This is a genomic window from Allokutzneria multivorans (assembly GCF_039537405.1).
GTDB lineage: Bacteria > Actinomycetota > Actinomycetes > Mycobacteriales > Pseudonocardiaceae > Allokutzneria > Allokutzneria multivorans.
Window position 1 is genome coordinate 182,167 of sequence record NZ_BAABAL010000008.1, and the last position, 13,502, is coordinate 195,668.

The following is a 13,502-nucleotide window of genomic DNA, read 5'->3' on the forward strand; positions in this document are numbered from 1 at the left end:
TGGGCAAGTGCCAATACTCGTGAGGCGCTCCCTTTTCGTTATCTGACAGGAGAAACGCGGCGCCCGTTCTTGTCGATCTCCGAGCTGTCGATCATCGGCGGTGCTGGGAGGTCACGTGCTGGACTTCGTCGCTCTGGATGTGGAAACCGCGAACGCGCGCAGGGGTTCGATCTGCGCCATCGGGCTGGTGGTCGTCGAGAACGGCTCGATCGCGCAACGGTATTCCTGGCTCTGCCGCCCACCGGAGTCGATCGGTCATTTCGACGGTTTCAACGTGGGGTTGCACGGGATCCGGCCGGAAATGGTCGCGGGAGAACCGCGTTTTTCGGAACGGCTCGATCACGCTCTCGCGATCATCGGGGACCGGCCGGTGATCATGCACAACGCGGGTTTCGACACCTGCGCCCTTCGCCAGGCCTGCGACGCCGAGGGCACGAGCTGGCCGACGCTGCGGTACGGCTGCACGCTCGTGTGGGCGCGCCGTGAGCTGGACCTGGTCAGCTACCGACTCCCCTTCGTCGCCGAGGCGCTCGGAGTTCCACTGGAGTCGCACCACGACGCCGCCGAGGACGCGGAGGCGTGCGCCCGGATCTTCCTGGCGATGGCGGACAAGCGCGGGAGTGCGACGGTGGAGGAGTTCGGCACGACCGTCGGCGCGCGGCTCGGAGAACTGCGCTCCGATTCCTGGCGCGGATGCGTTTCTGGCTCATCGCAAGGACTGGTCGCTCCCATTGTCGTCACCGATGCTGCCGTCGACCACCCGCTGCACGGACAGGTCATCGTGTTCACCGGGGCTTTGTCCCGTCGACGTCAGGACGCGTGGGATGCCGTGGCGAGATTGGGCGCTACTCCGGAGCCGGGCGTCACGAAACGCACCACTCGGCTGGTGATCGGCGGCGGGTTCACCGGCGACAGCCAGGACGAGTTCATGACGGGCAAAGCCGCGAAAGCGCTGAAGCTGCGTCAGAAAGGACAGCCCATCGAAGTGCTCACCGAGTTCGAGTTCGAGTGGCTGCTCCGGATGGCTTCGTGAACGGCGGCTCTGGTAGGAACGGGGCTCGCCCGCACTTGGAGGAGAAGATGACCGACTGCGTTGTCGACGCGCGCAGCGACGAGGTCGCCATCTGGCACGTGCACACCGGCTTCGACACGGGCATGCCCCGGCTCACGGGCGCGTGGGTGCTGGCGGTGCGCGAGGTCGCGAAGATCGACCTGCTGGTGCGCGGGCGCAGGGTGCTGGCGACGGCGGCGGGGGAGAAGGCGCTGCGGCGACTCGGCGTGCGGGTCGAGGCGCACATCGACCCGGACGCCACGCTCAAGGGTTTCGCCGCGCTGTGCGAGGAACTCCAGGCGGTCTACGAAGCGCTGGAGAAGAAGCCGAAGCAGCCGAGCTGGCCGACACTGCCCCAGCCGCTGGACATGGCTGCGCTGGACAGGGCAGGGCTGGGCGCGGAGCCCGCGTTGACGGTCGCCAGGTGGCTGGAGCGGATGGCGATCGTCTGGGACGAGATCGAGGGCGAGCGCTCCACTCGCAAGTACCTGCCGCACGGCCGCGAGCGGCGCCCGGTCGCGCTCGCGGTGCGCGGGGCCGCGTGAGGACTCCGCGCGAGCGGGCGATTGCGCACTGGAACCCCTTGCGTGGTCAGGATTTGTTGACGCGCGCGTGATCGGCGACGCGGCTCGCAGCGTCTGAAGCGCCTGTGGCACTGCACCGCCCGCTTCGGCTACCCCTGGTTGAGCGCGTAGCGCGTGCCGTCCTGGTCCTCGAACAGCGACCACCAGCCCCACGGCTGCTTCACCGGCGGCTGCGGGAAGCGCACGCCGCGCTCGACCAGCTCCGCGTAGGTCTTCTCGATGTCCTCGCAGGTGAAGAACACGTTGGAGTGCGGAAGCTCCTCCGGCACGGAACGATCTCCCGCGCGGTCGGGGCTCTTGCCGTCCAGCACCAGGGTCACGCCGCTGGGGGAGCGCACCTCCAGCCAGCGCGCGCCCTCGCCGTACTCGGCGTCGGTCTCCACCGCGAAGCCCATGCGCCCCACCCAGAACTCCTTGGCCGCGTCGCAGTCCCGCACCGTCAGCACGACCTTGCTCACACCCGTGATCACGTCAGACCCCTCCTCGTATATCCATCATGGATACAACGAGGCCGGACTGTATCCTTCGGGGGTGAGTTCCGCAACGGCACCGCTGACCCCGGCGGCCTTCCAGGTGCTGCTCGCGCTCGCGGGCGGCGCGGGGCACGGCTACGGCGTGATGACCTTCGTCGAGCAGACCTCCGGCGGCACGGTCAAGCTCGGCCCCGGCACGCTGTACCGGACGCTCGCGCGCCTGGTCGCCGACGGGCTCGTCACCGAGACTGAGGGCGCCGACCCGGACGCCCCGCACGACGCGCGCCGCCGCTACTACGAGCTGACCGCGCTCGGCGGCCAGGCCGTGCGCAAGGAGGCCGAGCTGATGGCCGCCTTCGTCGAGGCCGCAAGGACCGCGGGACTGCTCACCGAGCGGAAGTGCGCGTGAGCACCCGCCCGACCGGCTTCGCGCCGCACCTGTTCGTCAAGGACACCGAGGCCGCGATCGCTTTCTACGCCAAGGTTTTCCAGGCCCACGAGCTGTGGCGCAACCGGCTGCCCGACGGCACGGTCCTGTTCGTCGAGCTGGCCATCGGCGACCACCGTCTGCTGATCAGCGAGGAGACGCCGTCGCTGGACGCGCTCGCCCCGCCCACCATCGGCGGCAGCCCGGTGCAGCTGCACGTGGAGGTCGAGGACGTCGACACGGTCCACCGCAGGGCTCGATGGGCGGGTGCCGAGGAGGAGATCCCGCTCCAGGAAGCCTTCTGGGGCGAGCGCTTCTGCGCGTTCCGCGACCCGTTCGGGCACCGCTGGGCCGTCTCGACGGCGCGCGAACAGCTGAGCCCGGAGGAGATCTACGGCCGCACGCCGCCGGAGGTCTGAGCCCGCACGACACCCCACCACAGGTGATCGCGCGCCCGCGTGGCGGCGACGAGGTGCTGGCGCCCCTGGAGCTCTTCGTCGTCCACAGTGGACTGTGCGAAGTGGACGGCGAGGACCGCCTGGAACTCCACCCCCTTCGCCCGGAGCACCGTGCCGATCTTCAGCTTGTCGTTGTGTTCGCCGTTGTAGGACTCCAGGTCCTGGTAAGCGATCTTCGCCCTGCGCAGCAGTTCCTTGCACCGTTCGAGCGCGTTGTGCTGGAACACGATCACGGCCGCGTTTCCCAGCGGCACCGGCAGTTCGCGGATCACCTTGAGCAGCTCGTCCGCGAACTCCTTCTCCGGACCCTTCCAGGAACGAGTCGTGCCGCCCGGATTGGCGCACTCCGCATCGCGCAACGCGACCCCGGCGGCTCCGTCCAGGTCGTCGACGTGGTTCTTCGCGTCGAAACCCTGTGCGAAGGACAACACCTTGTCCCGGTTCCGATAGTTCACCTTCAGCACTTCTCCGCGTCCCTGGATGGCGATTCCCGCGTCGGACAGGCGCCAACCACCGGCGTAAACCTGCTGCTGCCCGTCTCCCACGAGGAGAAGCCGGTTCTGACCCTCGCCCGCCAACGCGTTCAGCATGCGCAGTCCAGAAAGCGTGATGTCCTGCACCTCGTCGACGACCACCGCCGCGTAGGGCTTGACGAGCGGTTCGCGCCGCAACTCCGCCAGCGCCAGTTCAATGACGTCGGCGTAGTCGTGCAGTCCCTTGTCAGCCAGTTTCTGTTGATAGGTCTCGAAGAACTGCCACACGAGCTGCTTCTGGCTCGGGTGGAGGCGCAGAACGCGTCCGGGACGATCCACCTTGGCGTACTCGGCGAACGTGGTGAGACCTCTGCCCTTGATGACCCTGCTGATCTCGTCGTTCCAGTAGTGGGGGTTGGGGTTCAGCGGTGCCAGCGAATCGCGGTGCTCCACCCAAGCACTGCTGCGCGCGTTGGAGACGCTTCTGCGGTCGAGGTTCACCACCACGTTCCGCTGATTCAGGAACTCGCGTGCCCACGCGTGCTGGTGAACGAACTCCACGCGCTCGGAGAGCTCCGGTGCGAGCCTGCGGAAGGTGTTGCGGTGAACCGGCGGAAGAGACCGGACGAACGTGGTGAACAACAGCGGTCCGGTGGAACGCCTTGCCAGGTAACGGAGTCTGTGCAGCGCCACCACGGTCTTGCCCGTTCCGGCCGGGCCGCTGATCCGCGCTGGCCCGTTGTAGTTGCGCGTGGCCACCGCCTGCTGGTGCGGGTGGAGAAAGGTTCTCCAGGATTCGAAGGTGCCTTCCTGTGCGTTCGTCAGGTGGTCTTCTTCGAGATCGGCGGCATCGAGCAGACCGGCCTGCTCAGGGGCGCTCTCCGGCGCGTCGACTCGCATTTCCTCGTAACCGGTCAGGCGAGTGCCTAGCTGGTCGGCGATCGCCTCCACCTGGCGCTTGGTCAGGTGCGCGAGATCGCGCTGGAACAGCTTCTGGAGGGTGGCAGCCGTCAAACAGCGGAATGCCCCGTTGCTCTTGTCAGAAGCGGAACCTCCGGGTTTGACCAGCACGAAGTGCACAGAGCTCGGCGAGAGGGCCTGGGCGCCGGGACCGCGAATGCCAGAGCACCGTCCTTCCGCGTGCCGCACAACGGCTTCTCCGGCCGGGGCGGTCTCGCTCACGACGATGGCGGACACCCCGTTGTGCCCGACCAGGAAGGCGTCCGCGCCAGTTCGCGCTGAATCCCGGCGGACGAAGAGCCGCCAGCCCTCGGCGGTCTTCGCGAGAAGCGCGACGAAGATCTGCCGGGCCTCCGGACGAAGGCCCGGCAAAGCGGACGTCAGCACCGCGCCCGCTTCCCGCTCCACCTGTCGCCGTGCCTGGTTGGTCAGAGCCACGAGCCCCCCTTTGTCCGTTCACCCCTGCTCAGCACGCTAGGCAGCGGCGGTCGCGCAAAGGAGGGAAACGCGCACCTTCGTGTAGGGGAACAGCCTGACGAATCGTCCTCCGTCGGTGTTGACTGAACAGCAGTGTTGACTGAACAGCGGTGTTGACTCAGGGGTGCGGCAAGTACGAGGAAACCTCCGCGATCACCTTGAGCGCCTCGCCGCTGACCTTCCCCTTGCCCGACTCGGCCTCCGCGATGGTGACCGTGGTTCCGCTGCGCCGCGATCCGTAGTGGTCGGCGGTGAACCGCACGCCCGCCATGCCCAGCAGCGAGCTGCCGAGCGGCGTGATGTCGCCGTTGCCGTGGATCTTGTGGAGCTCCTCGAAGCTCTCCGCGTGACCCCGCGTGTGGAAGCGGACCCAGGCCACGGACACCACAGCGGCGTTGCCCTCGTCGTCGCCGATCGCGAAGAGCCCGCGCTCCAACGACTTGCACGGTGTGCGGACGAGGAACCCGCGAATCTCGCCGAAGGAGTTGATCACACAGTTCAGGTCGCTCTTCGCGTGCTTCTTCAGCTCGCGCAACCCCAAGCGGCGCCAGGCCTGCTGCGCGTTGCCGCTCTGCGCGGCCTTGGTGCCGTCAGCCTTCTTCGCGCTGATGTTGCGCAGCGCCGCTGATTCAACCGCCGCGCTGCCGCCGGCGCCGATGCCTCCGCCTCCGACCACGAGCGCGCCCGCCGCGGCGATCGCCACGACGGCCGGACCCTTCCTGCCCGGGTCCGAACCGCCTCCGGCACCGCCGATTCTTCTGTCAGCCATGTGGCGTCAACGGAACAGGGGACCACCCGTGACGCGGAAACCCGGCGGCTCAGGCAGATGCCAGGGGTCCCGCACCTGGGCGCGGGACCCCTGGTTCCCTTACAGACCCGCGGTGAACAGCAGGCGGTTCACGGTGCCGCCGGTGGCACCGCCGGTGACCACGTTCGGCGTGGCGTTGGCGTTCAGCCAGTCGTGCACGGTCTTGGCGGGAGCGTCACCGTGCTTGGACTTGTACAGCGCGGCAACGCCCGCGACGTGCGGCGTCGCCATGGAGGTCCCGCTCATCGAGCCGTTCCCGCCGGTGCGCACCGTGGAGATGATGTTGCCGCCGGGCGCGTACAGGTCGACGCACGACCCCGTGCTGGAGAAGGAGGACCGGCCGTCGTTGCTGTCCGAGGACGCCACCACGGTCGCGGTCTCCACCTTGCGCGGCAGGCGCTCGCAGGAGTTGCCGCTGGTGTTGCCCGCCGAGGTGGCGAGGAAGACACCGGAGGAGATCATGTTGCGGATCGCGGTCTCCAGCGACTCCGAGGCGGTGAAGTTCCACGAGGTGTTGGCGACGGCGGGCTTCTGGGCGTTCTGGGTGACCCAGTTGATCGCGTTGAGCGCCGAGGTGGTGGTGGCACCGCCGGAGCAGTTCATCATCTTCACGCCGTGCAGGCGCACGCCCTTGGCGACGCCGTAGGTGTTGGAGCCGATGGTGCCCGCCACGTGCGTGCCGTGGCCGTGGCAGTCGGTGTTGTTGGTGTCGACGGCGTTGTGGTCGAAGCTCGCCCGCCCGCCGTAGTCGGGGTGGCTGGGCGTGATGCCCGTGTCGATGATGTAGGCGTGCACGCCGGAGCCGTTGACGTTGTAGGTGTAGCTCTTCGACAGCGGCAGGTTCTTCTGGTCGACCCGGTCGATGCCCCAGGACGGCGGGTTGGCCTGCGTCGCGTCGAGCGCGTCGGTGACGAGCACGTCCTGCTCGACGCTCTTGACCGCGGGGTCGCGGCGCAGCGTGCGCAGCTGCTCCGGCGTCAGTGTCGCGGAGAAGCCGGTGACGGAGTCGTAGACGGCGTTGGGCACGACGTTCGCGGCGGCCGCGACGTTGGTCGCGCGAGCACCGGACTTCGCCGGGTCCAACAGGACGATGTAGGAGTCCTTGACCGGTTGCACGGTGGCCGAGGCGGCGGTGGAGAACAGCGGCGCTTCGTGCGGCGCCGCGGTCGCGGTGGTCATGGCCAGGGCGCTGATGGTGGCCGCCGCCGAAAGGACGGCGACACCCTTGCTGACAGGATGCACGTGTTGGCTCCTTTGGGTCACCAACGACCGCGCGCGCCCCGCCGCAGGGTTGGCGGGACAGACCTTCACACGATCGTGGCGCGCCCTTAGCCTGACCAGTCACGACGTATTGGTCAACAGTGGTGATTCAACGCCAGGAACCCTCCGATCGGCCCTGGTGAAAAGGGCTCGTGTTGTGACTCAGGGTCACTGCTGGTCGGTGACGTCCCCGTCGTGCTTGCTCTCGGGCGGCAACCAGTCCCGCGTCGTCCTGGGAAGCTCGCCGCTGCGCACCCCGAGATCCGTCCGCGCGCAGCGGTAGAACTCGTCGCGGCGACGACCGGTGACCTCGTAGATGCCGATGAACTCGTCGCGGTCGACGTCCTGGCCCCGCGCCACCCAGCTCAGCTTCCAGATCGTCTCGTGCCAGCTCCGGCCCGCCGCGACGGCTTCGGGGGAACCGAGCAGCAGCACCGACTCCCACTTCACCGTGCGCTCGATCTCCGCCTCCGCCAAGGCTTTCAGCCCCTCGTCGAGGTCGATCGGCTGCGCACCGGCGGGGTAGCCCCGTGCCGCCGCCAGCCGGTACGACAACTGCGAACAGGTCTTCACGGCGTTGGCGTACTCGCTGTAGGCGTCCAGTCTCTTCTCGTCCCAGCGCGTCGAGTGCGTGCGCCGCCACTTGCTCCGCTCGACCAGCGTGGTGGCGGCGAAGGACATCAAGCCACCGACGAGGACCCCGACCAGGGTGATGATCTGCTGCGCGACGTTCACACCGAGCAGTCTGGCAGTCGGTTCGGCCGTGCGGATCTTGTTACCGTGGAAGGCATGGCAAGCGAGTCCCGCGAGCAGCTCCGCGACTTCCTGCGCAGCCGCCGGGCGCGGCTGAGCCCCGCCGACGTCGGCATGGTGGCGGGGGGAAGGCGCAGGACCCCGGGGCTGCGGCGCGAGGAGGTCGCCGTGCTCGCCGGGGTCGGTGTGTCCTGGTACACCTGGCTCGAACAGGGGCGCGACATCACCGTCTCCGCCGAGGTGCTCGACGCGGTCGGCACGGCGCTGCGGCTGAGCGAGCCCGAGCGCGAGCACCTCTACCTGCTGGCCGGGCTCAACCCGCCGCGACCACGGGCCGGGCGCACGACGGCGGTCACCCAGGAGCTCCGGCAGTTGATCGACGCTTGGTCGCCGCGGCCCGCGATCCTGCACGACCGGTACTGGAACGTGTTGGCGGTCAACGATTCCACGCGCGCGGTGTTCGGGTACGACGAGACCGACCACAACTGCCTGATCACGTTCTTCACCAACGCGCGCTACCGCGACGCGCAGATCCACTGGGCTTCGATCGCGCCCGACGTCGTCGCCTCGTTCCGAGCGGACGTCGCGCACTTCCCGGAGGACCCCGGGTTCACCCGCGTCATCGACGACCTCAGCTCCGTGAGCCCCGAGTTCGCCGAGCTGTGGGCGCGCCACGACGTTGCCGCGCACGCTCAGGCGGTGAAGGCCGCGCACCACCCCGAGGTCGGCGACCTGGTCTTCGACAAGACGACCATGGTGGTCGCCGACCACCCCGACTGGCGGCTTGAGCTGTTCAACCCGCGCCCCGGCACGGAGACCGCCGAGCGGGTCGACCGGCTCATGCGCATCCGGCTGGCCCCGCCCGCCTAGGCGCTGTCCTGTAAGCGGTTGCGCCGCGTGTTCCGGTCACGGTGCCGCCGGGGGTTCGGGTGTCTTCAAGACCACCAAACCCCTCTGTTGATCATCGTTAACCGCCGCAAACCCTGCGGTGTTGCGGGGTTTGCCGTCGTTGAAGACGGCTGGGGCGGGGGTTGGGTGGTCTTGAAGGCCTGCAAACCTGACGACTTGCAGGACAGCGCCTAGGCTCTCCTGGAGCTTGGTTCAGCACGGCGCACCCGCTGCACCACGGGGGTTTGCCGTGGTTGAAGACCGTGCGAGCAGGGGTTGGGGGTACTTGAAGACCGACGAACCCCGCGACTGACAGGACAGCGCCCAGCGCTCAGCCTGGTGGTGCCAGACCCCGGACAACTCCGCCCTGTTCGCCCCGCGCGCGCCGCCGCAGGCTTGGCACCATGACCCGATTCGAGAACAAGATCGCGCTCGTCACCGGTGGCACCAGCGGCATGGGCCTCGCCACCGCGCGGCGGCTGCTCGCTGAGGGCGCCCACGTCGTCATCACCGGCCGCGACAAGACCCGCCTCGACGCCGCCGTCGAGGAACTCGGTACCGACCGCGTCCTCGCCGTGCGCGGCGACGTCGGCGACCTGGCCGACCTCTCCGCGCTCATGGACGCGATCCGTGAACGCCACGGCCGCCTCGACGTCGTCTTCGCCAACGCCGGAGTCGCGTCCTTCCAGCCCGTCGGCGGGGTCACCGAGGCCGAGTTCGACCGCGTCGTGGACATCAACTTCAAGGGCGTGTACTTCACCATCCAGAAGAGCATCCCCTTGCTGTCCAACGACGCCGCCATCGTGATCAACGCTTCGTGGACGCTGCACCGCGGCCTCGTCACCGGCACCCTCTACTCCGCCACCAAGGCCGCCGTGCACAACCTGGCGCACACCCTCGCCGCCGAGCTCGGCCCGCGCGGCATCCGCGTCAACTCCGTGAGCCCCGGCTACATCGAGACCGCCATGTTCCACGCCGCCGTCTCCGACGAGGCCAAGACCGCCGTCATCGCCGAGGTGGCCAGCGGCCGCGTCGGCACCTCCGAGGACGTCGCCGACGCCGTCGCCTTCCTGGCCTCCTCGGAAGCGTCCTACGTCAACGGCCAGGACCTGATCATCGACGGCGGCCTCGTCGCCGCGATCCCAGGAGCCCTGCTGTAGCGCGCCAGTGCCGAGGCAGCCGGGAACCGTTGAGCTTCCAGGCGTAGTTACAACCAGAACCACCCCAAAGCCATGCCGAACAGCCGAGGAACGGCCCGTGGCGACCTTCTGTCGGACGGATCGTGCCCCGACCGCAACGGCACGTCTCACCGGGGCGGACTCGGCGTCCTGGCAAGTGCGACGACTGAGCGCGGCCGAACAAGAACTGAAACAGTCCCATGGCGAGCCTCAACCGTTCCGGCGGAGGGCCTGCTCAGCGACGGACACTCGCGCGGCGGCCTGCGGTGGAGGTGTGAGGGTCACACCGGCTTTGGTCAGGATGTCCAGGTTCAGCGTCCACGTCACTGCGGACCGCCGCTCCCACAAGGCAAAAGCTGACCGCACGTGCTCGTTCGCCGCTTGGTGACCCATGCCTGTCACAGACACGAGGTGAGCGAAGGCTTGGGCCTCAACGCCTTTGACGGTCGCGAGTCCGTAGTGGGTCACGGTGTGGCACGGGGTGCACAGGCAGATCAGCCGCCGCAGAGTCTGCGTGCGACTCCGCTCGTCGTAGGTCCAGCGCTCGTGCGCCTCCAGCCAGCGCTGCTCGGCCCGGTCCTCGCCCACACCGCAGGCTTCGCACCGCTGCCCAGCCCTGCGAGTGATCATCCGACGCAGGCGTTCCCAGTCGCGCGGGCTGACGCAGGAGCGCACGTTGGTGAACCAGCACGACGACGGCACCAGGTCCACGAAGAGACCCGCTCCGCACGAGCGGTCCTCGCCGGGGAGCAGGTCGGGCACGTCCGGAAGCGCTGCCCAACGTTGCAGTCCGGCAATTCCCGGGCGCGGCGCGTACCAGCGCTTGGCGTTCGGGTCCCAGCGCGCCCCCTGCGCCTTCGCCTCGTCCTTCTCCGCGAACGGCACGTCCAGCCACACGCGCTCTCCCACGATCTCAGCCCCCTGAAGTGAGTCGGTGCGGTGCTATCCCTACCAGTCCGGTTGAACGAAAGACATCGGGCGAATGCCTGTCCTGGTCCGCTGCCCATTGGGGACGTTTCGTCGCTTCGATCTCGTCAGTCTTTCAGGGCGTCCTTATGGTGACTTCACCGTGTTTTCTCAATCACGCAACGGGGGCTCATCGTGGAACGTGGAAGAATCCGGGACTCATTACTGGGAATCGTCGCGGTTGTGCTGCTGACGTGCAGCATGGCCGCGGGGAGCGCGGCAGCGGCACCGCAGATCCCCGTCGAGACCCCGCCTGCGGGCGTCGCGGCGCAGAAGCCCGTTGCCAGCGGCGACGTCAGCAAGATGCTCTGCACCGGTCATCCTCCCGAGTACGGCAAGTGGGTCAACACCGATCCGAACGCCACCGGCATCGCTCGGATCGAGCTGCAGGACTGCCTTTCCGTGACCGTGTGCGAGGGCAGCGTCTGCCACATCGTGCACGACGCCGGCTGGGCGATGCGCGTGTTCGGAAAGTGCTCGCCGACGAACTGCGACTGGGGTTGGAGCAACTCCGAGTTCCGCATGTCATCGGGTCACATTCACGGTTTCTACGACCACGGATTCGCGAAGCGCCACGTCTACGCGAAGATGTCGCAGTACCGGCCGGGCCAGTTGTGGGTCTTCTGGCGAACCGACTTCGTCGACCCGGCCCGCCCGGACTACGAGGTCCAGGAGTGGTTCTACCGCGTCTGACCGCATCACGCCGGGATGGCCCAACGGGTCATCTCGGCGTGAGCCCTGGCGTGTCTCAGTCGTACAAGCCGAGCTCCTCGGTCTGACAGACAAGTTCGTCTAGCGCGTCGCCTCGCTTCCGGACCTGCCAGTCACGGTGGTCGAGCAGATCGCCGTCGTGCGGAGAGCGAAGGCTCCGCACGACGGCTGCCATGACTCGTTGAGCCACAGTGTTCCTGGTTGACACGCAACGTCTCGATGTCGACGGCCGCCGCATCGTGCGGCGGCCCGCCGAGAAAGTTCAGTGACCCCGGTCGCGCCACTCCGCCAAAGAGGGTCGCTCAGCGCCCAGCGTCGAGTCGTCGCCGTGGCCGGGGTAGAACCACGTGTCGTCGGGCAGGACGTCGAACAGGCGTGACTCAACGTCGTTGAGGAGCGACGTGAAGTCCTCGGGCGACCACGTCTTGCCCACGCCACCGGGGAAGAGCGAGTCGCCGGTGAAGAGGTGGGGGTGCCCGGCGGGGTCGCGGTAGAGCAGGGCGATGGAGCCGGGGGTGTGGCCGCGCAGGTGGATGACCTCCAGGACGCACGCGCCGACCTTCAGGGTGTCGCCGTGCTCGGGCAGCAGATCGCAGGGGACGGGCAGCTCGGGGGCGTCGAGGGGGTGCGCGGCGGTCTTGGCACCGGTGGCTCCGGCGACGGCGCCGAGGGCCTGCCAGTGGTCGCCGTGGCGATGGGTGGTCACGATGGTGCGCAGCTGCGGCCGGTCGGCGTCGTGGCCGAGCAGGTCGGACAGGCGCTCGGGGTCGTTGGCGGCGTCGATCAGCACGGCGTCGTTGGTCTGCCGGCACACCAGCAGATAAGCGTTGTTGTCCATGGGGCCGACGGACAGCTTGGTGATCGTCAACTCGTCCAGCGTGCGGCGCGCGGCCGCTCCACCTGCGTCGACATGCCCGGTGTACTCGTCAACTACGTCCACGGGAGCACACGGTAGTCCCTCAACCGAACAGCCCTCAGCTCCGCTTCAGGAGGCGGCTCTAGGCTTACCGCCGTAGATCATGTTCCCCAGCCCCCGGTGAGTGCCGTGCTGAACTCGCGAACCGCCCCAGAGCGTCCCCGGCGACGATCCGGCCGACGGATCAGCTGGGACGTGCTGCGCGTCATTGCCATTCTCGCCGTCGTGGTGCAGCACGCCACGAACACCGGACCGCACGACCACCCGGAGATCGGCGGGCTCCCCTGGGCCTTCACGCTGCTGATCGGTGCGAACTCGATCCTGATCATCTCCGCGTACTTCGTGTGCGTGACGCTGGCCCGCAGGCCGCCGATCTACTTCCTCAAGCACCGCCTCGCGCGGCTGATCCCGGTGTACCTGTTCGCGATCCTGCTCACCTACGCCGCGATCAAGCTCATCGCGCCGGAGGGCTGGAAAGCCGTGCAGTCCAGCGACATCCTGCCGAACATGATGTTGATGCAGCCCTGGGTCGGCGCCGCCTACATCGACTTCTCCTACTGGACGCTGACGATCCAGATCCCGGCGTTCATCGCGGCGGCGGCGCTCGCGGGCTCCGGCCTGGTGCGCGGGCGCGGGGTCGCGGTGCTGGCGTGGCTGATCATCGCGGTCCCGCTGGGGATGCGGTGGTTCCTCGACGACCCGTTCATCGCGCGGATCTTCGGGGCGCTGGTCCTGCACCACGCGCACTTCTTCGCGGTGGGCATCGTGATCTGGCTCTGGTCGACCAGGCGCATCGGCGCGGTCCACGCGCTGGCGCTGCTCGGCGCGGCCACCTACGCCCAGATCGTCCAGCTCGGCGACGACATCCCGTCCTCGATCGGCGTTGGCGTCATGGTCGTGCTGATGTGCTTCGCCGCGCTCGGGCCGGACTGGGACATCGCGCCGATCCGCGCGCTGGCGAAGCCGATCAGGTGGCTCGCGGGCATCTCCTACGGCATCTACCTGGCCAACCAGGAGCTCGGGTACATCCTCGCGCGCAAGCTCCTCGACGTCGGTGTCGGTCCGTGGCCCAGGTTCTTCTTGGTCGTGGCCATGGCGATCGTGCTCGGCTGGTTGCTG

At 68.3% G+C, this 13,502-nt stretch carries 14 protein-coding genes and 1 pseudogene; 8 read left to right on the forward strand and 7 right to left on the reverse strand.

All coding sequences use genetic code 11. The features are described 5' to 3' along the window. The first annotated feature begins 115 nt into the window (after positions 1–115). A complete protein-coding gene (locus ABD798_RS14225; protein WP_344874735.1) occupies positions 116–1,033 on the forward strand; it encodes an exonuclease domain-containing protein in 918 nt (305 codons plus the stop codon). Positions 1,034–1,080: 47 nt separating this feature from the next. Then, on the forward strand, positions 1,081–1,596 hold the full coding sequence (locus ABD798_RS14230) for a hypothetical protein (RefSeq protein ID WP_344874737.1): 516 nt from the start codon (positions 1,081–1,083) through the stop codon (positions 1,594–1,596). 128 nt (positions 1,597–1,724) lie between these two features. Here ABD798_RS14230 and ABD798_RS14235 read toward each other — a convergent pair whose 3' ends face one another. Then, a complete protein-coding gene (locus ABD798_RS14235; protein WP_344874739.1) occupies positions 1,725–2,105 on the reverse strand; it encodes a glyoxalase superfamily protein in 381 nt (126 codons plus the stop codon). Positions 2,106–2,166: 61 nt separating this feature from the next. Here ABD798_RS14235 and ABD798_RS14240 point away from each other — a divergent pair, with 61 nt between their 5' ends. Together ABD798_RS14240 and ABD798_RS14245 are read left to right on the forward strand one after the other, a co-directional pair. After that, a complete protein-coding gene (locus ABD798_RS14240; protein WP_344874741.1) occupies positions 2,167–2,517 on the forward strand; it encodes a PadR family transcriptional regulator in 351 nt (116 codons plus the stop codon). Continuing rightward, complete coding sequence (locus ABD798_RS14245; RefSeq protein WP_344874743.1) at positions 2,514–2,954, forward strand: VOC family protein; 441 nt, start codon at positions 2,514–2,516, stop codon at positions 2,952–2,954. The genes ABD798_RS14240 and ABD798_RS14245 overlap by 4 nt, the downstream gene beginning before the upstream one ends. Here the strand turns inward: ABD798_RS14245 and ABD798_RS14250 are convergent. The 4 genes from ABD798_RS14250 to ABD798_RS14265 form a co-directional block, all read right to left on the reverse strand. Then, positions 2,927–4,864 (reverse strand): UvrD-helicase domain-containing protein, encoded by a 1,938-nt coding sequence (locus ABD798_RS14250; RefSeq protein ID WP_344874745.1) that lies wholly within the window; start codon positions 4,862–4,864, stop codon positions 2,927–2,929. The genes ABD798_RS14245 and ABD798_RS14250 overlap by 28 nt on opposite strands. Before the next feature lie 157 nt (positions 4,865–5,021). After that, complete coding sequence (locus tag ABD798_RS14255) at positions 5,022–5,672, reverse strand: hypothetical protein (protein WP_344874747.1); 651 nt, start codon at positions 5,670–5,672, stop codon at positions 5,022–5,024. A gap of 99 nt (positions 5,673–5,771) precedes the next feature. Next, entirely contained in the window at positions 5,772–6,953 is a 1,182-nt protein-coding gene (locus ABD798_RS14260) for a S8 family peptidase (protein ID WP_344874749.1), read from the reverse strand. A 186-nt stretch (positions 6,954–7,139) separates the two neighbouring features. Continuing rightward, a complete protein-coding gene (locus tag ABD798_RS14265) occupies positions 7,140–7,706 on the reverse strand; it encodes a hypothetical protein (RefSeq protein ID WP_344874751.1) in 567 nt (188 codons plus the stop codon). A 54-nt stretch (positions 7,707–7,760) separates the two neighbouring features. Between ABD798_RS14265 and ABD798_RS14270 the strand changes: the two genes are divergently transcribed. Both ABD798_RS14270 and ABD798_RS14275 read left to right on the forward strand, forming a co-directional pair. Next, positions 7,761–8,594 (forward strand): helix-turn-helix transcriptional regulator, encoded by an 834-nt coding sequence (locus ABD798_RS14270; RefSeq protein WP_344874753.1) that lies wholly within the window; start codon positions 7,761–7,763, stop codon positions 8,592–8,594. Positions 8,595–9,016: 422 nt separating this feature from the next. Continuing rightward, positions 9,017–9,772 (forward strand): glucose 1-dehydrogenase, encoded by a 756-nt coding sequence (locus ABD798_RS14275; protein ID WP_344874755.1) that lies wholly within the window; start codon positions 9,017–9,019, stop codon positions 9,770–9,772. Between the two features lie 228 nt (positions 9,773–10,000). On the opposite strand, the gene ABD798_RS14280 is transcribed toward ABD798_RS14275, so the two are convergent. Continuing rightward, a complete protein-coding gene (locus ABD798_RS14280) occupies positions 10,001–10,699 on the reverse strand; it encodes a DUF5710 domain-containing protein (protein ID WP_344874756.1) in 699 nt (232 codons plus the stop codon). 192 nt (positions 10,700–10,891) lie between these two features. Between ABD798_RS14280 and ABD798_RS14285 the strand changes: the two genes are divergently transcribed. Continuing rightward, the gene (locus ABD798_RS14285) at positions 10,892–11,449 is read left to right on the forward strand and encodes a hypothetical protein (protein ID WP_344874758.1); all 558 of its coding nucleotides are present in this window, start codon (positions 10,892–10,894) and stop codon (positions 11,447–11,449) included. A 280-nt stretch (positions 11,450–11,729) separates the two neighbouring features. Here ABD798_RS14285 and ABD798_RS14290 read toward each other — a convergent pair whose 3' ends face one another. Next, positions 11,730–12,407, reverse strand: a complete 678-nt coding sequence (locus ABD798_RS14290; protein ID WP_344874760.1) for an MBL fold metallo-hydrolase — start codon at positions 12,405–12,407, stop codon at positions 11,730–11,732. A gap of 171 nt (positions 12,408–12,578) precedes the next feature. On the opposite strand from ABD798_RS14290, the pseudogene ABD798_RS14295 reads away from it, so the two are divergent. Further along, positions 12,579–13,496, forward strand: a pseudogene (locus ABD798_RS14295) (acyltransferase family protein); the annotation flags it as partial. Between the last annotated feature and the right edge of the window lie 6 nt (positions 13,497–13,502).